At 29.5% G+C, this 20,992-nt stretch carries 22 protein-coding genes and 1 pseudogene; 21 read left to right on the top strand and 2 right to left on the bottom strand.

Features of this window, described 5'->3' with window-relative positions; all coding sequences use genetic code 11:
- The first annotated feature begins 10 nt into the window (after positions 1–10).
- From ABRY23_04665 to ABRY23_04570, 20 genes and pseudogenes are all read left to right on the top strand, one after another.
- Positions 11–1,447 carry a radical SAM protein gene (locus ABRY23_04665; protein ID MFA3782339.1) on the top strand — a complete coding sequence of 479 codons (1,437 nt, stop codon included), beginning with the start codon at positions 11–13 and terminating at the stop codon, positions 1,445–1,447.
- Positions 1,444–3,012, top strand: coding sequence for a hypothetical protein (locus ABRY23_04660; protein MFA3782338.1), 1,569 nt, complete (start codon positions 1,444–1,446; stop codon positions 3,010–3,012). The genes ABRY23_04665 and ABRY23_04660 overlap by 4 nt, the downstream gene beginning before the upstream one ends.
- Complete coding sequence (locus ABRY23_04655) at positions 2,999–4,933, top strand: S8 family serine peptidase (protein MFA3782337.1); 1,935 nt, start codon at positions 2,999–3,001, stop codon at positions 4,931–4,933. Before ABRY23_04660 ends, ABRY23_04655 begins: the two co-directional genes overlap by 14 nt.
- 6 nt (positions 4,934–4,939) lie before the next feature.
- Positions 4,940–5,194, top strand: a complete 255-nt coding sequence (locus tag ABRY23_04650) for a phosphopantetheine-binding protein (GenBank protein ID MFA3782336.1) — start codon at positions 4,940–4,942, stop codon at positions 5,192–5,194.
- A 47-nt stretch (positions 5,195–5,241) separates the two neighbouring features.
- A complete protein-coding gene (locus tag ABRY23_04645) occupies positions 5,242–6,090 on the top strand; it encodes an aminoglycoside 6-adenylyltransferase (protein ID MFA3782335.1) in 849 nt (282 codons plus the stop codon).
- Positions 6,091–6,202: 112 nt separating this feature from the next.
- Positions 6,203–6,811, top strand: coding sequence for a hypothetical protein (locus ABRY23_04640; GenBank protein MFA3782334.1), 609 nt, complete (start codon positions 6,203–6,205; stop codon positions 6,809–6,811).
- A 321-nt stretch (positions 6,812–7,132) separates the two neighbouring features.
- Positions 7,133–8,380, top strand: a pseudogene (locus ABRY23_04635) (ABC transporter transmembrane domain-containing protein).
- Complete coding sequence (locus tag ABRY23_04630) at positions 8,366–9,283, top strand: ATP-binding cassette domain-containing protein (protein MFA3782333.1); 918 nt, start codon at positions 8,366–8,368, stop codon at positions 9,281–9,283. Before ABRY23_04635 ends, ABRY23_04630 begins: the two are co-directional and overlap by 15 nt.
- Positions 9,280–9,948: a hypothetical protein gene (locus ABRY23_04625; GenBank protein MFA3782332.1), complete on the top strand. Its 669-nt coding sequence runs from the start codon at positions 9,280–9,282 to the stop codon at positions 9,946–9,948. Before ABRY23_04630 ends, ABRY23_04625 begins: the two co-directional genes overlap by 4 nt.
- Complete coding sequence (locus tag ABRY23_04620; protein MFA3782331.1) at positions 9,945–10,361, top strand: MauE/DoxX family redox-associated membrane protein; 417 nt, start codon at positions 9,945–9,947, stop codon at positions 10,359–10,361. The genes ABRY23_04625 and ABRY23_04620 overlap by 4 nt, the downstream gene beginning before the upstream one ends.
- A gap of 2 nt (positions 10,362–10,363) precedes the next feature.
- Entirely contained in the window at positions 10,364–10,903 is a 540-nt protein-coding gene (locus ABRY23_04615) for a redoxin domain-containing protein (protein MFA3782330.1), read from the top strand.
- Between the two features lie 54 nt (positions 10,904–10,957).
- Positions 10,958–11,122 (top strand): hypothetical protein, encoded by a 165-nt coding sequence (locus ABRY23_04610; protein ID MFA3782329.1) that lies wholly within the window; start codon positions 10,958–10,960, stop codon positions 11,120–11,122.
- Between the two features lie 19 nt (positions 11,123–11,141).
- Positions 11,142–11,312: a hypothetical protein gene (locus ABRY23_04605; protein MFA3782328.1), complete on the top strand. Its 171-nt coding sequence runs from the start codon at positions 11,142–11,144 to the stop codon at positions 11,310–11,312.
- A 1,109-nt stretch (positions 11,313–12,421) separates the two neighbouring features.
- Positions 12,422–13,363, top strand: coding sequence for a hypothetical protein (locus ABRY23_04600; protein MFA3782327.1), 942 nt, complete (start codon positions 12,422–12,424; stop codon positions 13,361–13,363).
- Positions 13,356–14,138, top strand: a complete 783-nt coding sequence (locus tag ABRY23_04595; protein MFA3782326.1) for an ABC transporter ATP-binding protein — start codon at positions 13,356–13,358, stop codon at positions 14,136–14,138. The genes ABRY23_04600 and ABRY23_04595 overlap by 8 nt, the downstream gene beginning before the upstream one ends.
- A gap of 64 nt (positions 14,139–14,202) precedes the next feature.
- On the top strand, positions 14,203–14,379 hold the full coding sequence (locus ABRY23_04590) for a hypothetical protein (protein ID MFA3782325.1): 177 nt from the start codon (positions 14,203–14,205) through the stop codon (positions 14,377–14,379).
- Positions 14,380–14,460: 81 nt separating this feature from the next.
- Positions 14,461–15,105, top strand: a complete 645-nt coding sequence (locus ABRY23_04585) for a hypothetical protein (protein MFA3782324.1) — start codon at positions 14,461–14,463, stop codon at positions 15,103–15,105.
- Positions 15,106–15,109: 4 nt separating this feature from the next.
- Positions 15,110–15,727 (top strand): hypothetical protein, encoded by a 618-nt coding sequence (locus tag ABRY23_04580; protein ID MFA3782323.1) that lies wholly within the window; start codon positions 15,110–15,112, stop codon positions 15,725–15,727.
- A complete protein-coding gene (locus tag ABRY23_04575) occupies positions 15,724–16,509 on the top strand; it encodes an ABC transporter ATP-binding protein (GenBank protein ID MFA3782322.1) in 786 nt (261 codons plus the stop codon). The genes ABRY23_04580 and ABRY23_04575 overlap by 4 nt, the downstream gene beginning before the upstream one ends.
- Before the next feature lie 73 nt (positions 16,510–16,582).
- Complete coding sequence (locus ABRY23_04570) at positions 16,583–16,771, top strand: hypothetical protein (GenBank protein MFA3782321.1); 189 nt, start codon at positions 16,583–16,585, stop codon at positions 16,769–16,771.
- Between the two features lie 560 nt (positions 16,772–17,331).
- On the opposite strand, the gene ABRY23_04565 is transcribed toward ABRY23_04570, so the two are convergent.
- Entirely contained in the window at positions 17,332–18,108 is a 777-nt protein-coding gene (locus ABRY23_04565) for a slipin family protein (GenBank protein MFA3782320.1), read from the bottom strand.
- A gap of 59 nt (positions 18,109–18,167) precedes the next feature.
- Positions 18,168–19,469: a nodulation protein NfeD gene (locus tag ABRY23_04560; GenBank protein ID MFA3782319.1), complete on the bottom strand. Its 1,302-nt coding sequence runs from the start codon at positions 19,467–19,469 to the stop codon at positions 18,168–18,170.
- A 1,045-nt stretch (positions 19,470–20,514) separates the two neighbouring features.
- On the opposite strand from ABRY23_04560, the gene bfr reads away from it, so the two are divergent.
- A complete protein-coding gene (gene bfr / locus ABRY23_04555) occupies positions 20,515–20,979 on the top strand; it encodes a bacterioferritin (protein ID MFA3782318.1) in 465 nt (154 codons plus the stop codon).
- Positions 20,980–20,992: the final 13 nt, after the last annotated feature.

Here is a 20,992-nt window from a genome sequence, read left to right as displayed (position 1 = left end):
TAAAAGATAAATGTTTTATTTAAATAATAATTACCATTTTTTTCAATATAAAGAGAAATATTTTCTGTATGGTATTAATACAAGACTATTAGCAGAGATTTCAGAATTAACCTATTTAATGCTATGTCAGATGCCTGCTGATTATTATAATCTCAAAAAGAATAATTATGGGAAATTCAGCGTGAAAGAGATTAATGAGACATTTAAAGAACTCAAAAAGAATAAGATTATATCCCGAAATAATATTCCTCCAAGAGTTCCACCTCCCACTCCAAATTTTTTTAAGAAGGAAGAAATATTGGGTAAACATGGTTTTAATGGTTTGTATTTAGTAATATGTCAAGATTGTAACTTAAGATGCAGGTATTGTTCAGCAGAATATGGTAGATTTGGAAAAAATCCCCAAAATAAATTTATGACTGTAGAAGTATCCCGAAAAGCATTAGAATATTTTTTTGATAACTTACAAGATAATTTAGAAAAAGTTACCATAATATTTATGGGCGGAGAACCTCTTATGAATTTTGAAGTATTAAAGCAATCAGTTGAATATAGTATGAAAAAGTCACCAATACCAGTAGACTTTATTTTAAATACAAATGGAATTCTAATGGATGAGTATAAAGCAAAATGGTTTGCTGAAAATAAAAATATCTCTGTTAGATTTAGTATTGATGGAACAAATGAAATGCACAATGCTTCAAGAATTTATCCCAATGGAAAAGGAAGTTATGACGATACTAAAAAGGGGTTACAAATATTTCTGAAGTTTAACCAAGAATCACCAATGATACAAGCTTCAATTAGTAAAGGTAAACAATATAAAAATGCTGTTAGACATTTGTGGAATTTAGGAGCTAAAAGAGTAATTGCTAATATTACGGGTGAAAGCGCCTTCCTCGATTCTTCCGATTACGTAATGAGTAAAGACGATTTTGAAAGTTTCATGAAAGAACTGGATGAGATAAATCAAGAAATAGCGAACAATCTCATCAATAAAGGTTATTCTTGTTGGATTAGTCTTACTGAAGGACAAATTAAAAGTATACTTTCTAAAAGTATTGCGCCCTACCATTGTGTCTGTGGAGCTGGTAGAACTATAAGTATTACTCCAGATGGTAGTGTATATATCTGTCAAGGATTTGTTGGTTTCGAACAATATAAAATTGGTACTATTTATACTGAAATCGATTATGATAAACTCGAAGAGTTTGGAAACTTATGGGCAAAGGTTATTGATAAATGCTCTGATTGTTGGGTCAGAAATTCTTGTTCAGTTTCTTGCATAGCTCGCTATTTAACATTAGATGGATTGAACAGTAAAGAACCTTCAAGATATTGTAATCTTGCAAAGAAATTATTTGAAGCATCTGCATATATGCTTAGTAAACTGATGGATGAAAGACCTGAAATTTTCAATATTTTAAGTAAGGGAAAAAGATTATGAAACCCCTATTGAAATTATTATTACTACTACTTTATTTGAGTATAAACTCATGTAATGCTCAAATAGAGCAACCGCGAATTATTAAGACCATTGACATCGATTCATTAAATAATTTTATTTTTGAGTCTCTAAAGTCTAAAAGAATTGTAATGCTTGGTGATGCAATTCATGGACATGGTTATTTCAAAAGCATCGTAAGCGATATTTTAAATTCATGGATTGATAGCTTAGAGAAAAATCCTAATACTCAAGCTATTACTAACAAATTATTTCTTTTTTTAGAGAAAGATTCGCTTTCACTTTTGCTGGCTAATCAAGTAATAGATAATGGTAACTTTGATAATTATTTAACTGAACAAATAGATGAAGTGACAAAATTCGGCGGCTGGGACAGATTTTCCGCAGATAATTTTGAATTCTTATTTGAATTAAGAGACATAAAAAAAAGAATTGATAACTTAAATAAAAACACGGCTCAAAATATTTCTTTGATTATTAAAGGGGTTGAAACCCTTCCTTCATTCATTAATTTCTCGACTATGTATAAAATGGGAGCTGAAAAATATCGAAAAGAATTATTTCTATGGTTTGCGAAAGAAAGGGATAAACTTGTTAGTAAAAACATAATTCGAAATCTTGATAATAATAAAGATTATAAAGCCATTGTTTTTTATGGTACGGGTCATTTAATAAGAAAGTATATTGATAAGTCACAATTGCCATATTCAACTATTCAGGAACCAATATACGAGTATTGTTTAGCACATTACCTTGATGAATATTTCGGAAGAGATCAGGTGGATATATATTATACTGCAAAAGTACATGGGGAAGGTACCGATGTTATCCAGAAATTTGAAAAAAATGATGAGTACGAAGATTATTATATCAAATGTAACGTACTGCCGGATTTTCCTTTTCCACTTTACATTATGAATACTAAATCGATTTTAAATTCACTAATTCGTCTTACTGATATATATATTGAAGGAACTAAAGAAGAGGACTATCTACTTTTCGTTAATTTTTCAAGAATGTTTTTTAACCATGTAAAAAGATCATATTTATATTTTGAAGATTCTGCTAAAGAAAAAATTGACTCATTGGCTACCTACCCTTTGCAATTCACCAGGAATGATATAAAATTTATTTATAAAACTACAAGAAGAATAAGCAAGGAACTTGTAGATAAATTTGATGTAGTTAAGAACATTGAGGCGATGGATAAATGGATTATGATGATAGATAAGTTCGGCGATAAATTGCTTTATTTAGATATGCTCAAGAGAATAATTTATAATTTACCAAGAGAAATACCGGAAGAAACGTTCTATTCTAATTTTAACACCTTTAAACATCCGGATTTTTTAAGTCAATTCGAAATTGATCAAATAAAAAATAGAATTAATGAATTAAAGATATATTATGCAGTATCTTCAATGTGGTTAAATACAAAAGAAGAGAACGAAAATATTATTAAATATTTGCAGCGAGCAACTGGCTTAAATTATTCAACGACAAAAGAATGGAATGATTGGTGGAAGAATAAGTATGACTACCTCTAATCAACTTAAACTTAATTTTGAAAAACTTACAGGCGTTAATATTAAAATAGCGGTTATTGATTCAGGCATTGATAAAAGTAATCCCGTGCTAAATAGAAATATTTATAAAATGAAAGACTATACAATTAGTTCAGCATACAGTATGAACGATGATGATATTTGTAAGGATTTTATTGGACATGGAACAGCCTGCGCTGGAATAATAATAAAAAATGCCCCTGAAGTAGAACTGCTAATTATTAAAATATTTGATAAAGAACTTAATTCATCTTACGAGCTTTTACTAAAAGCAATAGATTTTGCAATAGAAGAAAAGGTGAATATCATCAATTTAAGTTTGGGTATGACTCAACAACGTGATTATAGTGAGCTTCAACAATTATGTAACAAAGCATATGAAAGAAATATTGTAATAGTTACTGCTGAAAATCCAGAGGGTTTAATCTCGTATCCATCGTGTTTTGATAATGTTTTAAGTGTAAAAGCTGGAAAAATTCATAAGAAATATGGTTATTTTTTTAATAATGATAGTTCGAACATAATAATTGCACGAGGAGATCATCAAAGGGTTGCGTGGTTGAATAATAAGAGTATGTTTGTTTCCGGAAGTAGTTTTGCAGCACCACATATTTCAGGTATTATTGCTCTCATTATGCAGGCATTTCCAAGTATAGGAATAAAACAAATAAAGGAAATTTTAGCTTCAAACTCTGAAATAGACGCTCCCGAGCTAGTTGAAACTTATAAAAATAATTCAAGTGATGAAATTAGTGTAGAATTGGGTGATATAATAAAACAACAAAATTTTAGTTGGATAAAAAAAGCAATAATATATCCGTTTAATAAAGAAATGCATTCATTAATAAGATTTAGAAGACTTCTTCCATTTGATATTGTTGGGGTTTTTGATGAACCTGCAAAGTTGCTTATTGGGAGAGATTCAGGTGATGCTATCGGCATCGAACCTACTGGGATTATTATAGAATCTATTAATAAAATGGACTTATATTCTAATCAATTTGACACTTGCATATTTGGATATTTGGATGAAGTGAGTCGTATAAGAAAAAAAGATGTATTGAAAGAAGTAGCGCTCAAGTCATTAAATATGGGAAAAAATATTTATAGTCTTTCTCAGATACATAAGGAACCTTACAAGGAATTATATGAATTATCAGTGAAAAAGAACTTAGTTCTCTGGTATCCGTCTATTGATCCAGATTTGCTAAAAAACATTGGTTTATTAAAAGGTATATTTAATAAACCTCATAGTACGCCTAAGATAGGGATATTTGGTACTAGCTCTAATCAAGGGAAATTTACTACACAGTTAACCTTATATGAAGAGATGACAAAAGCCGGATATAAAGTAGCTACAATTTCTACAGAACATCAATCTGAATTGTTCGGAGTAAATTTTACCTTCCCAATGGGTTATGGAAATAGTGTAAATTTACCTATCGATTCATATTCAGCAGTACTTCGAGGTGTATTATTTCTTTTGGATGCTCAAAAATATGATATTATTATTTTAGCGGGTCAATCTGGTATAATCCCATACGAAATAGAGACTTATTCCCCTACTTATACTTTAACTTCAATTGCAATGTTATTTAGTACTAATCCAGATGCATATATTTTATGTGTAAATTATTATGACAGTGATCCCTTTATTTCAGATTGTATCAGCGCTTTGGAAATCTTGGGAAAGGCAAAGACAATATTACTTGTTTTTAGTGATCATACTAATGAAACTAAGTTCTCTGGATATAAGGGTTTTTCCTATAGAAAACTGACAGAATCAGAAATATGTAGGAAAATAGAGCATCTCGAATCTAAGTTTTCCATACCAGCCACTGAAGTAATTAGTGAAAAGGGGAAAAAAAAGTTACTTAATACTGTAATTAATTATTTTTCATGAATATATATGAATTATGATGAAATTGTTTGTGAAATAAAAAGAATTATTATTCAAAAGGTAGGTCTTAAAATTGCGTTAGAAGACATTAATGAAAATGATTCATTATACTTTTTAGGATTAGATTCTGTTGGTACAATTACATTAGCTGCTGCCATAGAAGAAAATTTTAATATTGTAATTAAGGATGAGGATTTTAGTTTAGCTTTATTTCAAAACATATCAACTTTAGCAAAATATATTGAACAAAGATTATATTCATGAATTAATGCTATCAGTATTAAATTGGAAATTTTATTGGAGCTGTTAAAATGGAGACCTCTGCAAATATTTTATCCAAGTTGAAAAATAATTTCTTACAATGGGCTGAATCGCAAAATGATATTAGAGCAGTTATTATTTTTGGCTCTCAAGCAAGAGATATTTTTCCTGCTGATGAATGGTCTGATATTGATTTTATGATATATGCTATGAATATCAAACAATATATTCAAAAAAATGAGTGGCTTAGTAATATTGGGAATATATTAATTTCACTTGTCAATTTATCTTTTCTTAATCAACCTGGTATTTCAACGCTTTTTGAAGAAGGAAAAAATATAGATTTCTTTTTCCAAACAGTACACGAGTTGGAGAATATGGTTAATACACAAACCTTACCATTTGTATTTCAGCGTGGATTTCGGGTATTTCTTGATAAAGATGGGTTAGCTACACAACTCTACTATTTTCAAAAAAAGTCTCAATATCTTTTCCCTCCCGGTAATGAGATATACCTACGGGCTGTTAATATGTATTGGTACCAAGCATATTATATAGCAAAACAATTATTTCGCAATGAGCTATGGCATGCTAAAGTTCGTGATGCATATTTAAAAGAAAGTTTATTAACCATGATACAATGGCATGCCGGTGTTAAGTCTAATTGGTCAAAAGATGTATGGCATATGGGGAAATTTATTAATGAATGGGCAGATACTTTTGTTTTAGAAAAATTAAATTCTTTGTTTGGGCATTATAATTTGGAAGACAGCTGGAAAACACTATTTGCTAGTAATGATTTATTCCGCCAATTAGCACGCGAAGTAGCAAAGAATTTGAATTACTCTTACCCAGAAGATATTGACAAAAGAGTATCACAATTCATTAGGGATTTTTGAAATTATGATGACTATTATCAAATAAATATTGATTAGTATAGCGGATTTCAAGTTAATATTTCTAGCCTTTGGAATAAGAACTAAAGGTGAATTATAAAATATACTATAATTAATGAAATTAAATTATGAGATTTCCACTGGGATTAAAAAAATATTAATAAAATTTTTTTCTTCTCCTTATTTTCTGCTTTTTTTTATTTTTTTGACAGCCTGCTACTCTCAAAATCATTCTCTCGGATTCAAAATCGAACCATTTTTATTCTTCAGTAAAACCGAGGGAACAGGTGCTTTTGCATACAAACACAAAGATGAAGCCGGAATTTATCTTACCAGTTTTTATTTATCCTACACTTATCATTTATCAGAAATATTTTCGTCAAACACCGTTGCTGGATATTTATGGACAAATGAAGATAGATATAATGGTTTTGAAATAAATGAATTTGTTCATACAAATATTAACAATAAAACTTATTTCATAATCGGGTTTGGTCTTCATTTTAATAAAGAAAATTATATAAGAGAATTCCATATTAAGAATGTAATTATTCCTTTTTTTACCTTAGGGACAGGGTTAAAATTTTCTGAAATGTTAAAAGCAGAAATACAATATCAACTCCCAGTTAATCGCGAATATAAAACAAGCGACTTTAATGGATACACATCTTATAAACTTTCTAAGTTGGTAAAGCTTAGTCTTGGTTTTGAATTGCCGTTGTAATTTAAGCTCTCTAATCGGTTATCTCGATGACCTCGGAGTAATAACAGCCGTGCTAAAATTTCTGGGACAAGAACTGATGAGTTATTATGAGTAAAAATTATTAATGAAAGCGGAAATCAAGAATATTTAATAAGCGCAAAAAAGATTTCACACGAAGGACAAAAAAGTTATCGCAAAAAAAATTTTTTTAATTTAGATCTTTTTTCTTGACAATTACCCCCCCCCCCCCATATTACATTTAAGCAGCAAAAAATGTTATTTTACATGAGGGTAATTAAATGACATTTTTTGAGGGCATAAGGCTCTAAAAAATATCCGCTATTAAGACAGTATGACCAAATCGATTGTGGACCAGCATCGTTATTAACAATTCTAAAACATTATGGCGGCAATACATCTCTTCCCAGAATGCGTGAGCTCACTAATACTACAATAAATGGTTCAACTATGTTGGACTTAGTAAACGCCGCTAAAAAAATTGGATTTGATGCTTACGGTGCTACAGGGGAGTATGAAGATTTGATGAAAGAGAAAATGCCATGCATTGCTCATGTTGTAATTGAAAATAGATTAAATCATTTTGTCGTAGTTTATAAAATAAAAGACAACAAAATATTTATTGCAGACCCCGCAAAGGGAAAATATTGGTTATCTAAAAATGATTTTCTTGAAATCTGGAAGAGCAAATCGGTTATTTTACTCAGACCTGAAAGAAATTTAATCAATCAGGAAGTACCACATTGGTATAATTGGATATTTTCTTATCTAAAAAAAGAAAGTTCGTGGATTTATCAGTCCTTATTTCTTGGCACAATTTATACAATTCTCGGTTTGCTGACAGCGATATTTATACAATTATTAATAGATAAATTCATACCCCAGAAAGACTTTACTAAAATTTTATATGCCTCATTATCTTTACTCTTAGTGGTTACATTAAAATCAATAGCAGGTTATTTACGGCAAAGGTTTTTGATTATCCTTAATAAAAATGTAAACACAAAAATTAACGCTGATTTTATTGAACATTTATTTAATCTTCCAAAAAAATTTTTTGATTCTCGAAAAACGGGCGATATAACAGCAAGAATACATGATGCAATAAGAATTCAGAATGCTGTAACACAAATAGTAGGTGTAACAATTATAGATTTATTAGTAATTATAGCTTCTTTTACATTAATGTTTTATTATTCATCAAAACTTGCAATAACTTCTCTTATCCTGATTCCAATTTATTTGATTGTATTACTAACAAGCATAAGGAAGTTAAAAAGAGAACAATATGAAATAATGAAAAGTTATGCGTCAGTAGAATCGATGTATATTAACAGTATTAAGGGTATTGATGAAATTATAAGTTTTAATACTAGCAGCACTTTTGCTAATACAAACAAATTTTTATTTAACAATTTTCAAGAAAAAATTAAATCACTTGGCTTTACACAGGCTAATTTGTCTTTATTTGCTGAAATTTTTAGCAGCATGATAATTATTATTTTATTATCACTCGGGGCAATATTGGTTATTAATGGTAACTTACTATTAGGTAAAATGATGGCAGCATATTCATTACTGGCGAATATAATTCCCGCTGTCAATCGTTTCGTGAATGCTAATATAGTTCTTCAGGAAGCATCAATAGCTTCAGCAAGGTTGATGGATATTTTATTAGTTGAACAAGAAGATAAACAGGGAGAAGAAAAATTTAGATTCAATTATAAATTATCTATCAAGGATGGAATATTTTCATGGAATGGAAAGAAGGACTTATTTACAAACATTAATATTGAAATAAAGAAAGGGCGTATAACGGCACTATGGGGAAAAAGCGGCACAGGTAAAACTACCCTTGTAAATTTGATTCAAAGAAAATACAACCTGAGTAAAGGCGGATTATATGTTGATGATATCGAAGCAAAAAATATCAATCTGTATGAATATAGAGGAAGAATCGGAGTTGTTCCACAATCTATTAAAATATTTGATGGTTCAATTGCCGAAAATATTTTGTTAGGTAGAAAAATAAAAGATTATTCTTTATTAGAAAATCTTATCGATGAATTGGGGTTATCCTCATTTTATAAAAACTTTGATTATGGGCTGGCAACTATTGTAGGCGAGGATGGACAGAAACTTTCAGGTGGAGAGCAGCAAATAATATCTCTTACAAGAGCATTACTTAATAAACCGGATTTATTAATAATAGACGAGGGTTTAAGTGGGATTGATGTTGAATATGAAAAATTAATTTTTGATACACTAAAAAATTATGCCAGAACAAACGCTGTATTATTAATTACACATAATCTTCATTCAATTATGAAGTCTGATTATGTTTATATTTTGTCAGAAGGATGTGTTGTACAGCAAGGCAGTCCCCAAGAATTAATTACTCAAAATGGGCTTTTCAAAAATATTTGGGAATTAAAAGATAGCATGTACAGCAATAAAGAGGGAGTATTAAGATGAATGATGCTGTTCTTCTTACAAGCATCAACAAAAAGGAACGCTTTATAGAAACATGGCAGCTGTATATTTTAATTACTCTATTAACGCTCTTAATATCTATAGCTTTTCAGAAATTTATTCTAACTCGTGAAGTGTATTATAATTTGTATAGTAGCCAGATAGAAGAGTATAGAATAGATGATTTAATTAAATTAATAGAAAAAATGCAGTTTTGGGGCTATTTGGCAACCCCATTATTTATCTGGCTACGCTTAGCTTTTGTATCATTCCTTATTCAGTTACCATTTTTGATAAGATATATTGAAATACCATTTAACGAAATTTTCAGAATTACGACCTTTGCGTTTTTAGCTTTGTTAGCTGCAGATGCGGTCAGATTTTTTTATTTGTTATTTCTTCCCAGAGATCAATATACTGCTGAAGTTTTGACGATGATACCTTTATCAATTACAAATCTGTTAAATAAAAATAACTACAGCGATACTGCTTATTTATTCCTTGAAAGAATAAATATATTCGAATTAATCTGGGGATATATTATTTATCGCGGATTATACAGAACTGGTAAAATAAATAAAATAGACTCTTTACTTGTTGTGATGGAAGTTTGGGCGGGAATAATAGTTTTAACAATAGCGTTTAATATACTTTTAAAGACATTATGAAATTGCAAAATATCATAAGATATGTTTTAGGAATTGTATTTCTTTTTTCAGCTATTATGAAATTAACAGATTATAAAACTACAGCAGTGTTGTTTGCAAATTTAATAGGGTTTGAAATTCTGTATGCTAAAGTATTTCTGGGTTTATTGATATTACTCGAAATTATTATCTCATATGTATTCTTAGCTGATTTTGTTAAAAATAATTTTATCTATTACTCAGTTTCGGGAATGATTACAATCTTTATTATTACTAATATTGTTTTCTTATTGAAAGGATACAATAACTGCGGATGTTTCGGTAGTATAATTGAAAGTTCGCCGCTGGTTTCAATTATCAAAAATATCTTAATGTTGTATGGAGTTTATTATTTAAAGAACAATACTTATCAAAAAGAACTATTTGAAAGATAAAAATGAAAAAGGAATTAACGGCTGTATTATTTATTGTAATTTTTATTACTGCAACAATCTGGGTTATAGTAGAGGGTTCAAAAGCGGAAATATTGCCTGTTGGCAGTAAACTGCCTGAAATTAAATTAAAAACTTTTTATGGACTTAACACTTTGAAAAGTAATGGGTACAACAAAATTATCGTTATATATTTTAGTAAAGAATGTTCTCACTGTAAGTATGAGTTGGACTTATTAAATAAAAACATAAATATGCTAACCAACACAGAAGTATATTTTATTACTGCTGATAAAGATTATTTGGATAGTGAGCAAATAAAAGAATATAAATCACTATTGCAAAATAAAAATGTAATTTTTGGTGTAATTAACAAAGAAGAATACAATAAAAATTTTGGAAGCAATGCTACACCAACGCTTTACTTTTTTAATCAAAAAGGAATACTTACATCGAAAATAATAGGAGAGACAAAGTTTGAGCGAATTATAGAAGAATTAAAAAAATCCGATAGCCCGGGATATCGGATTAGCGGCAGTAATTAACGGTCCTTAGCCGCGGGACATAATAATCAGTAACTAAATTAATGGAGGGTAAAGATGAAAGAACTAACTTTAGAAGAAATGCAGAAAATTAAAGCAGGAGTTTCTAAGGACGCCAGTTGTTTTGTTGCAGGTATTATACTTGGTGCAGCAATTGGTAGTGGTAATGCATTAGCTGCAATGGGAGCTGTATTGTTCGGTTATGTTAATGGTTGTTATTAATAGAAAAGGAGGAGGTAAAATGAAAACTTTAACTGGTAATAAAATGGCATTGTTATATGGTGGTACAGAGTCTGCAACTTGTGGATATTTGGCAGGAATTGCTGTCGGCGGTTGGTTAATTGGTGCAGGTATGGTTAGTATTGTTGCTGGCATAAGCTTTATGGCATTATGCCTAAGTGGGGATAGCTAATAAAAGCTATTCACAATACATTGTTTAATTTTTCTCCCCGACATAAAAAGTCGGGGAGTATAATAATTATCATTATATATTGAATATAAAAATTGATTTTATTAGACTATTGTAAAAATAGTATGGCAAGAAAGTTAATTAGTAAATTAAGTATGGTATTATATAATTAAAAATCATGATAATTGTATGTATAGAATATAATAATATAAAAAAGGGTTCCTGAAAATTAAAATTGTACTATTGGGTTGTAAAAGATATCTATAATCAATTAGTGTTTAATTATTAACAAAATCTTTTTACTGAATTATAAATTAGCATCTAAAATTCGTGGTAATTTATAACAGGGAGTATAAAGAGCAAATATTAGTAGTAATATTTTTTTATTTTTAATAAAAAATTATTGTTCATAAAATATTATGAACGTGTTATTTCTTCAAATAGGTCTTTTTTTAGAAATAAAAGTAAAGACAATCCTATATTTGTTTAAGTATAGAAGAAACACTGGATATTTGATTTCTGGAATTTTAATAAGTCTAATTTTACTAGGAAATCTATTATTCTCAATCTCTTTATTTAATTTACTTTTTAATCAATTATATAAAAGTACTGATTCAAATTTTAGATTATTAATTTCAGAAATAACAAATATATTAATAATGACAGGATGGTTAATATTTACTACAATAGGGAACATAAATATATCTCATCCTTTAAATGTAAATCATATTTTTAGGTATCCAATTAATTCTTTTAATTTTGTAATAATAGATATAATTACTCAGTTATTCGATATAGGGACAATTTTTGTTGTCCCTTTTTATATCTTTGTATTATATACATTACGTATAACGAGTGTAACTAGTATTTTGTTTTCTATTGTTTGCATAGTTACATTTTTAATTTTTTTGATAACTCTGGCAAGTTTTTTAAAACGACTGATCAATACAGTAGAACCGCAGTTTCAGAAAAATATATTTTGGGGTCTATTTCTTTTATTTACAATAATACTCTCAAATATATTCTTACTTATATTGTTAATAAGCAATAACACAGATTTTTATATTATTGAAAATATAACGAAATTGTTTTATCCCTATCCACCATTTTTAATGGTGAAGATAATTAACAATATAAATTTAGGTAATTATCTAATTGCTATATTAGAATGGTTTATTCTTTTAATCGAAATTATAGTTATTTTCTATATTTATTTGCATACATTTAAAAAAAATCCACAAACAGTAATTAAGAAAAATAGTTTTTCAAACTTGTTTGTTCCAAGTAATAACAGAATTAATGAAAATGAAAAATTATTTTGTAGACTTTTATTTTTATTGCCCAGCAAAAATGCATTCTTAGTAAAAGATATTTTCTATGCTCTAAGAAATCATAGGATTCAGCTTTGGTTTCTACTAGGTTTTATTAGTGTATGGTTAGTTTCCCAATTGCAGATTGATTTTTTTTATAAATATATTATTATGATTAGCATACCAACAATGATTTTAGCACCATTATCGTGTAATTTATTTGCATATGAAGACAGAGGACTTTTTATTTATTTTTTAAGTCCTTTATCTGCAAAAGATATTATCTTTCAAAAAAATTTTTCTATTATTGTAATAGAGAGTTTGTTGACAATTCCAATTATTATATGGACATTAATTAATATTTCTATAGATGAAATTACTATAATAATTACCATCCCGATTCTTATTTATCAATTTTGTAATACAAAAATATGGGGTACAATAATTTCACTATACTTCCCTTACAATGTAAATTATATGAGTATTATAGGGCAATTTAATCCTATTGTATCTCAACTATATATAATGCTTTCTTTTGCATTTGCCGAAGGCTTATTGGCTTTTTGTATCATAATGTTTAACAATAACAAATTAGTTCTTTTAATAATTTTATTTTTATTAGCAGTTATTTTAATGAAAACATATAAATATCTTATTGAGAATACATATAACCAACTATTTTTGAAAAGAAGGGAGTCATTAATCAAAGATATAGTCAAAAGTGAAATGAAAATTTATGAATAATTATGTAATTATAATTAAAGAGCTTTATAAAACCTATAATGGTATTTATGCCATTGATAATTTAAGTCTAAGTGTGAGAGAAAAAATTTGTTTTGGATTAGTAGGTCCAAATGGAGCTGGTAAAACGACCTTAATAAATTTATTAAGTGGTATCATTAAAGCTGATAGAGGCAGTGTAATATTGCTTAATGAAGAAATGGATATTGATAATACAAAGATTAAAGGTAAAATTGGACTTCTTTCACAAGACCTTGGTTTATTAAATTATCTTAGATGCTGGGAATATTTATATTTTGTAGCTCGGTTATATAATGTTAGTAAAGAACAATCTGAAAATCGCATTAATTCTTTGTTAAGAAGTTTAGAAATTTTTAAAGAAAAGGATAGATTTTTGTTTGAATTCTCAGCAGGCATGCAAAAGAAAGTAGCATTTATTGCAGCAATTTTACACAAACCCAGTATCATATTCTTAGACGAACCATTTGAAAGCGTCGATCCGATCTCACGCAAAAAAATGAAAGATATTTTAAAAAGAATGAAAGAGAAAGGAGCAACTATCTTAATAACTTCTCATGCCTTGGCAGAAGTTGAAGATTTTTGTGATGAAGTTGCAATTATAAACAAAGGTAAAATTGTTTTTCAATCAGAAACAAAAGATATACGAAACAAAATTAAAAACGAAGTTACAAAAGAAACATATCAATCACTTGAAGAGATATTTATAGATTTAACCACAGATAAAAATGAAAATGACAAAATGCTTTCATGGTTATAGATAATTAAAAAATTCAAACGGTTCAAAATATCAGATTAGCTGATGTCATTAACTAAGTTTCAAAATGAAAGAACTAAGTGTTGAGCAGATGGAACGGATAAATGGGGGAGGTTTTTGGGGATGCCTAGCAACAGGATTAACTCTTATAGGAGTTGGACTAAGTGGTCCTATCGGATGGGGCGCTGCTATAGCAATTGCTGGCGCAGGAATAGCTTCTGCAATTGAAACATGCCATAATTAATAAATCATTATCTTTTTGTTTATTTAATAAGGGGTTATTCTTATTTTTAAGAGTAGCCCCTGCGGTTTATTAAAAATTTTCATGAACGGTAGAGTTGTTGTACTTATGAACTACAAGAAAATAAAATATCTTCATCGATTATTATTAAAACGCTATGGTAAAGGCATATTAACTTTCGTTAATGTTTTCTATGCCTTAATAATTACAATACTTTTGGTAACTCTATTTAATATTATAAAATTTACCAAACCAATGTTAACCAAGCAACTTATTATATTTATCATGATGATGTTTTTATTTGGAGACCTCAGTAATATTTTTTCTGTTATTAATTTGCAAACTGTTATATCAAAAGCAACTCTCAAAATTTATCCATTATCAATTATTGGACAAATAAAGTTGGTCTATTTTTGTTTTTTAGTGCATGACCGTGTTGTTATCTACTTACTCCCTATTTGTTATCTGATATATAAATTTATTAACTCACCTTTCATAGTTATATTAATAATTATTGTATTTATTGCTATATACCTTGCAACGACTTTGTGTATCTCAATTCTTTTCTATCTTTTTGACTATGTCAAATACAAATACGGTATCAAAAACATAGCCTTGATAATATTTTTTATCATTCTTTTGCCTGTTATGATAGGAAGTTCAGATGTAATATATAATAACTTTATTGTTGACTTTATTTATAATAACTTACTTAAGTGGGCAGCTTAACCCTATGAAATCGTTTATTAAAATTATCAAAATAGATATCAAAGCAATAGTTCGAGGGTCGCTGACTGAACTGTTTATATTAATGCTGTTTATATTTTATCCGCTTTTGATAAAAGACAATTCTGAATCATTGTTTATTATGATGATTTTATTTATACCGTTATGGAGTTTAGCTGTTATTAACAAGGGGTTAACATTATCATTTTTAGTTAACTATTTAAGTTCGCTTAATGATTTATTGGTTTATGTCTCAGTGAAATATTTAGTTATGTCTATTGGCATATCATTTATTATATTATGCATTTATGGCAATTTTACAAACATTAAAATAATAAATTCGTTTATCGGTTTAATTTTTCTATCCATTTTATTTATTGCTGTCTATTTTCTTCTACTTTTTTATTTTCTTAAGACAACAGAGCTAGATGTTATAAGCGGGGTTTTTTTATTCATATTGGGCAGCATAATATATTATATTGTTACCTCAGTTATCGACAGAATCAGTTATTGGTATTTATTACTGATTTTAGCCATTGATATAATATATTTTAAGATAATTATACCGATGTACAAAAAAATAGTAGAGAACCGCTTTGAAATAATAATAGGAAAATTTTTATGAATGCTATAGAATTTATTAATGTTACTAAGACATATAAAAAAAATATAACAGCATTAAATAGATTAAATATAACTGTTAAACAAGGAAAACTGACAGGTTTTATTGGCGTAAATGGTGCTGGGAAAACTACATCAATTAATATTATTTCTGGATTATTACTTCCAGACTTTGGTAATGTAAAAATCTTTGAAGAACAAATAAGAAAAGGTGACTGGGCTTATAAGAAAAGTATTGGCTTTGTCTTAGAAAAACCTGCTTACCTTGAATACTTAACAGGTCAAGAGTTCCTTGAATTTGTTTCTATAATGTTTGAAATGAGCGAAGATATTTCAAAAAATAGAATAAATGAACTGCTTGAGTTCTTTGAATTGACTGCCCAAGCAAAAGAACTAATAAAAACTTACTCAAAAGGGATGATAAAAAAAATTTCTCTTGCTGCAGCAATTCTGCCCCGTCCTAAATTGCTAGTATTAGATGAACCATTAGAGGGACTAGATCCTATCTCAGCTTATAAAACGAAAAAACTGTTTCGATCTTTTGTAGAGAATGGTGGTACAATTTTTTTTAGTTCACATGAGTTAGGTACAGTTGAAGATATCTGTGACGAAATTGTAGTTATTCATCAAGGAAAAAATCAATTTCAAGGGACTATCGAAAATTTCAAAAAGCAATTCTCAATTGAATCATCGGATATAACTTCTCTTCCTCTGGAAGAATTATTTGTAAAAATGATTGATAAAAATAATACAAATAACCGAAATGGTGTTTTCAACTGGATTTAAACTTATTTAACAACAAACAAAATAGAAAGAAAAATAACTTTTTCTTCAATAAATAATTTGTTAAGAATTCAAAATGAAAGAACTAACTGTTGAACAGATGGAAGAAATAAATGGCGGACTCAGCGGTAGCGCCGTAATGTCTTGCATTCAAGATGCTTATTCAAATCACGGCTGGATATCAGTCGCTCTTTTTTTAGAAACTGCATTTATACCATGGACCGCTGCTGTAATTGCTGCTGATTGTACATTACACAATTTATAACTGATAGAGGTTAATTATGAAGCTTTTATCTTACTATCTACAGATAGTTCTACCAATAGGTATACTGATATGGCTAGCACAAATAAATTCTCCAAATTTATTTGTCATTAATCTTTTGGCTTATATACTCATTTACAGACCTATTGTGGATTATCTCAGATTATCCCAATTAGGACTGATTAAGGGAAAGAAAGATTTATTATTTGTATTTCTCCATTACTATCAGTTCAAGTACTTTTATGAATTATATTTTAAGGCGAACTAGGTTCTATTTTGAAGTTAAAAACTAACTAATCAGTCCATAAATAATAATGGAAGAACGACACTAAATAAAAGTCCTTGCCTCGGGACGTTAATCAACTTGGTTTAGTCATTAATTTAATGGAGGTTCTTATGAAAGAACTAACTGTTGAACAAATGGAACAAATTAATGGGGGTGTTTTGCGGGATGCACAGAAACATGATTAACCATGAAGTTGGAATAAGTTGCCCCATTAGAAAGAATTCTAATATCACTATTCCTGGAGCAGAAATAGTTTCTGCAAAAATATTTTACAAATTTATTTCTCCTTCTTACTTTTTTCCATCAAATCTAAAAATGGCTTAAAAAGGTCAATAGGCACAGGGAATATAGTAGTTGAATTTTTTTCTGCTGCCACTTCAGTAAGTGTTTGTAAAAATCTTAACTGAAGCGCATACGGTGAAGAACTTATAATATTCGATGCATCTGCCAACCGTTGAGAGGCTTGGTATTCACCTTCTGCATGAATTACCTTAGCACGGCGTTCTCTTTCTGCTTCTGCTTGACGAGCTATAGCACGCTGCATTTCTACCGGCAAATCTACATTTTTAACTTCTACAAGTGAAACTTTTATTCCCCACGGCGCTGTGTGTGTATCTATTGTTTCCTGGAGATGCTTGTTAATCTTTTCCCGCTCGGACAATAATTCGTCAAGTTCAGACTGACCCAATATATTCCTTAAAGTTGTTTGTGCTAATTGCGAAGTAGCAAAAAGGAAATTTTCTACCTCTACTACTGCTTTAGCTGCGTCGATTACCCTGAAGTAGACTACTGCATTAACCTTAATAGAAACATTATCCTTAGTTATTACATCTTGCGGTGGAACATCCAAAGTTACAACTCGAAGACTTACTCTAACCATTCTATCTACAATTGGAATTAAAAAAATAAGTCCCGGACCTTTTGTAGGAATTAATCTGCCCAGTCTAAAAATTACAGCTCTCTCGTATTCACGTAAAATTCTTATGGCACTGGCTAAAATTAATATTACAAAAAAAACAATTATGAACGTAACTGTTATATTCTCGGCTCCCATTGTAAATTCTCCTATAATATTCATATTTATTAAATAAAACTATAGGCTTGTTAAAATTGTTAATCCACTTTTTTTATAATCAATTTTAACCCTTTCACTGCTTTTACTTCAATATTATCGCCCTCTTTAATCTCGGAATCAGCGCTGTTAGCATCCCATATTTCACCGTGGACTAATACCTTTCCTGAAGAAAAAGAATTGAAATTAGTTAATGCTACTCCCTTTTCACCTATCATACCTTCACTGCCTGTTGTTGGTTTTCTTCGTTGAGCTGTAATACCTTTACCAACTGCAAAAACAAAAAAAAGAGCAGTTAAGATTGTAATTGTAATTATAACAGTTAATGAAATGCTAAGAAATTCTGTCGACGTATCAGTGTTAATGAACATCAGAGAGCCGATTAAAAAAGATATAATTCCACCCGCCGCTAATAAACCGTGACTTACTACTTTTATCTCTGCAATGAAAAGAATTATTCCAAAAATTATTAATGCTAATCCAGCATAATTTATTGGCAGAGTGTGTAAAGAGTAAAATGCAAGTATTAGTGAAATAACCCCAACAATACCGGGAAGAATTGAACCAGGATTACTTAACTCAAAAATTAAACCATACACGCCAAGCATCATAAGAATGTAAGCTATACTTGGGTCACTGATTATATCAAGAAACTTTTGAAATGCGTTCATTTCGATAAAATTAAGTTTAGCATTCTTCGAATGAATAGTTTTCAAGCCACTTGCTGTTTCAACCTCTATTCCATTGATTTTAAAAATAAGTTCATTTAAATCCCTTGCTATAAAATCAATAACTTTTTCCTTTAGTGCTTCGGTCTCTGTCAATGACAAACTTTCTCTTACAGACTTTTCAGCCCATTCAACATTTCTATGACGTTTCTCTGCAATACTTCTTATAAAAGCTGCTGCGTCATTTGTGACTTTTTCCATCATTATATTAGTGCTGTCCTTTTTGTTTGCTTCATTCCCCTCACTCATAACAACAGGGTGAACCGCACCAATATTAGTGCCGGGTGCCATTACCGCTATATTGGCAGCGAGTGTAATAATTGTCCCAGCTGATGCAGCTTGTGAACCTGACGGATATACATATACAACAATTGGGATATTAGATGTAAGAAAATCACTAACTATTATTCGCGTAGATTTTAGCAGTCCACCCGGTGTGTTAAGTTGAATTAATAGACATTCAGTTTTTTCTTGTTTTGCTTTTTCAAGTGTATCGTGAATAAAACTTGCTATAACAGGATTAATTGCACCATCAATTTTAATTACATCTATTTTGGGAGAGTCTTGTTGAATGGGCATATTTAGCAAAAGCGCCATTAATATTAACGCTTTCATATTTTACTCCGTCTATCTCTGTCTTTTTCACTCTCTATCTTGCCGTAATCAACCGTAATCGTGCAAATACTACGTTAAAAAAGTAAGTAATTCTTGTACAACAAGCAATTACTTATATAAAAGTGCATTTGCAAAAAAAAATGGAATTAAATAATGTAATTGAAAATTACTCGTGAGAAGTTAAAAATCGATATGTTATGTTCAATTCTTCATTGTTAGCCTTATTCGTCTGCATCTTTTTCTCCAGTTTGTTTACTTTCCTGCAATGTTATTTATTAAAAAGCTTTTAAGATATGTATAATTTTTTAGAGGTTTCAAAAAATAACTATTATTGTTTTTATCGCTTGCCTACTGTAAGCATGGTTATTTTTCAATAAGCTAATAAGGTTTGGTTTCTTTTTCTTTGTTTAGGTTACTAAGGTAGTAAAGAAAAGTACAGGATATATTGAGAATTCACCACCCACCCACGAAGCGGCGAATTTCCACGAAGTGGTTAATTCTCATCGGAAGTAGTGGATTCCAATTCGTAGAGTGGTGGATGACCACACTTCGTAGGGAGGATAAATAAATTAACATAACAAGAATATAAAACTTTGCGGGCGGGAAAAACACTGTTGGGAACATGAGTTATGAGAGTTCATCATTTAGTGGTAAGTGAACCTTAGTCGTAAAAAGTAATAATAAGGAAGCAATGAACCTTAGTAACAAGCGAGATATCAGTATGAATTAACCTTATTACCTTATTAATTAAAATAACAGTTAATCTAAGAGATATTAACAGCAAAGATAATCGAAGTAGAAAGAGCAAGAATAAAATACATGCATAAGATGGAATTATTCGTCATTCTGACGAAAGTTTAAGTCTAGACTCAAAGGCATCTGCAATTGCACATTGAATTTTTCAGAGGTTTTAGTTCAACAATCCATAGTTAAAATTTGCTGTTAAGTCTCTTATTTGATTACACTTTTTAAGGTGTAGAAGCGGTTCTTTTTCATTATATTTGTTTATAATTTGTTAGTTTTTTGCAATTAAACTGAGGTTCAAATGAAAGGTGATTCAAAATTAATTGGAGTATTAAATGAATTGTTAGCCGACGAATTAACAGCCATCAGTCAGTACATGGTTCATTCCGAAATATGTGATAATTGGGGCTACAGCAAACTCCACGAAGCAATTAAAAAACAGGCAATCGATGAAATGCATCACGCAGAATGGTTGATTCAAAGAATTTTATTTCTCGAAGGAAATCCAATAGTAAACAAATTAAAAGAAATGAAAATTGGGAAGTCAGTTCCGGATTTTATTTATAATGATAAGGCTGCTGAACAAGATGCTATCAAGGCATACAACAAAGGTATTGCTTTAGCAAGAGAAGTTAGCGATGAATCGACTGCAGAGTTGTTAACAAAAATTTTAAAAATGGAAGAGGGTCATGTTGATTGGGCTGAAGCTCAACGTGCACAAATTGAACAAATGGGATTAGAAAGTTACTTATCAAATCAAGTATAATTTTTTACCTAAA

This window comes from Melioribacteraceae bacterium 4301-Me, from assembly GCA_041538185.1.
Taxonomy (GTDB): Bacteria; Bacteroidota; Ignavibacteria; order Ignavibacteriales; family Melioribacteraceae; genus Pyranulibacter; species Pyranulibacter aquaticus.
This window is presented reverse-complemented; position numbering and strand designations above follow the sequence as displayed.

Excerpts from the sequence above, each read along its gene's own strand:
- ABRY23_04665 (MFA3782339.1), top strand. The coding sequence starts at position 11 with ATGTTTTATTTAAATAATAATTACCATTTTTTTCAATATAAAGAGAAA.
- ABRY23_04660 (MFA3782338.1), top strand. The coding sequence starts at position 1,444 with ATGAAACCCCTATTGAAATTATTATTACTACTACTTTATTTGAGTATA.
- ABRY23_04655 (MFA3782337.1), top strand. The coding sequence starts at position 2,999 with ATGACTACCTCTAATCAACTTAAACTTAATTTTGAAAAACTTACAGGC.
- ABRY23_04650 (MFA3782336.1), top strand. The coding sequence starts at position 4,940 with ATGAATTATGATGAAATTGTTTGTGAAATAAAAAGAATTATTATTCAA.
- ABRY23_04645 (MFA3782335.1), top strand. The coding sequence starts at position 5,242 with ATGGAGACCTCTGCAAATATTTTATCCAAGTTGAAAAATAATTTCTTA.
- ABRY23_04640 (MFA3782334.1), top strand. The coding sequence starts at position 6,203 with ATGAAATTAAATTATGAGATTTCCACTGGGATTAAAAAAATATTAATA.
- ABRY23_04630 (MFA3782333.1), top strand. The coding sequence starts at position 8,366 with ATGATGGCAGCATATTCATTACTGGCGAATATAATTCCCGCTGTCAAT.
- ABRY23_04625 (MFA3782332.1), top strand. The coding sequence starts at position 9,280 with ATGAATGATGCTGTTCTTCTTACAAGCATCAACAAAAAGGAACGCTTT.
- ABRY23_04620 (MFA3782331.1), top strand. The coding sequence starts at position 9,945 with ATGAAATTGCAAAATATCATAAGATATGTTTTAGGAATTGTATTTCTT.
- ABRY23_04615 (MFA3782330.1), top strand. The coding sequence starts at position 10,364 with ATGAAAAAGGAATTAACGGCTGTATTATTTATTGTAATTTTTATTACT.
- ABRY23_04610 (MFA3782329.1), top strand. The coding sequence starts at position 10,958 with ATGAAAGAACTAACTTTAGAAGAAATGCAGAAAATTAAAGCAGGAGTT.
- ABRY23_04605 (MFA3782328.1), top strand. The coding sequence starts at position 11,142 with ATGAAAACTTTAACTGGTAATAAAATGGCATTGTTATATGGTGGTACA.
- ABRY23_04600 (MFA3782327.1), top strand. The coding sequence starts at position 12,422 with ATGGTGAAGATAATTAACAATATAAATTTAGGTAATTATCTAATTGCT.
- ABRY23_04595 (MFA3782326.1), top strand. The coding sequence starts at position 13,356 with ATGAATAATTATGTAATTATAATTAAAGAGCTTTATAAAACCTATAAT.
- ABRY23_04590 (MFA3782325.1), top strand. The coding sequence starts at position 14,203 with ATGAAAGAACTAAGTGTTGAGCAGATGGAACGGATAAATGGGGGAGGT.
- ABRY23_04585 (MFA3782324.1), top strand. The coding sequence starts at position 14,461 with ATGAACGGTAGAGTTGTTGTACTTATGAACTACAAGAAAATAAAATAT.
- ABRY23_04580 (MFA3782323.1), top strand. The coding sequence starts at position 15,110 with ATGAAATCGTTTATTAAAATTATCAAAATAGATATCAAAGCAATAGTT.
- ABRY23_04575 (MFA3782322.1), top strand. The coding sequence starts at position 15,724 with ATGAATGCTATAGAATTTATTAATGTTACTAAGACATATAAAAAAAAT.
- ABRY23_04570 (MFA3782321.1), top strand. The coding sequence starts at position 16,583 with ATGAAAGAACTAACTGTTGAACAGATGGAAGAAATAAATGGCGGACTC.
- ABRY23_04565 (MFA3782320.1), bottom strand. The coding sequence starts at position 18,108 with ATGGGAGCCGAGAATATAACAGTTACGTTCATAATTGTTTTTTTTGTA.
- ABRY23_04560 (MFA3782319.1), bottom strand. The coding sequence starts at position 19,469 with ATGAAAGCGTTAATATTAATGGCGCTTTTGCTAAATATGCCCATTCAA.
- bfr (MFA3782318.1), top strand. The coding sequence starts at position 20,515 with ATGAAAGGTGATTCAAAATTAATTGGAGTATTAAATGAATTGTTAGCC.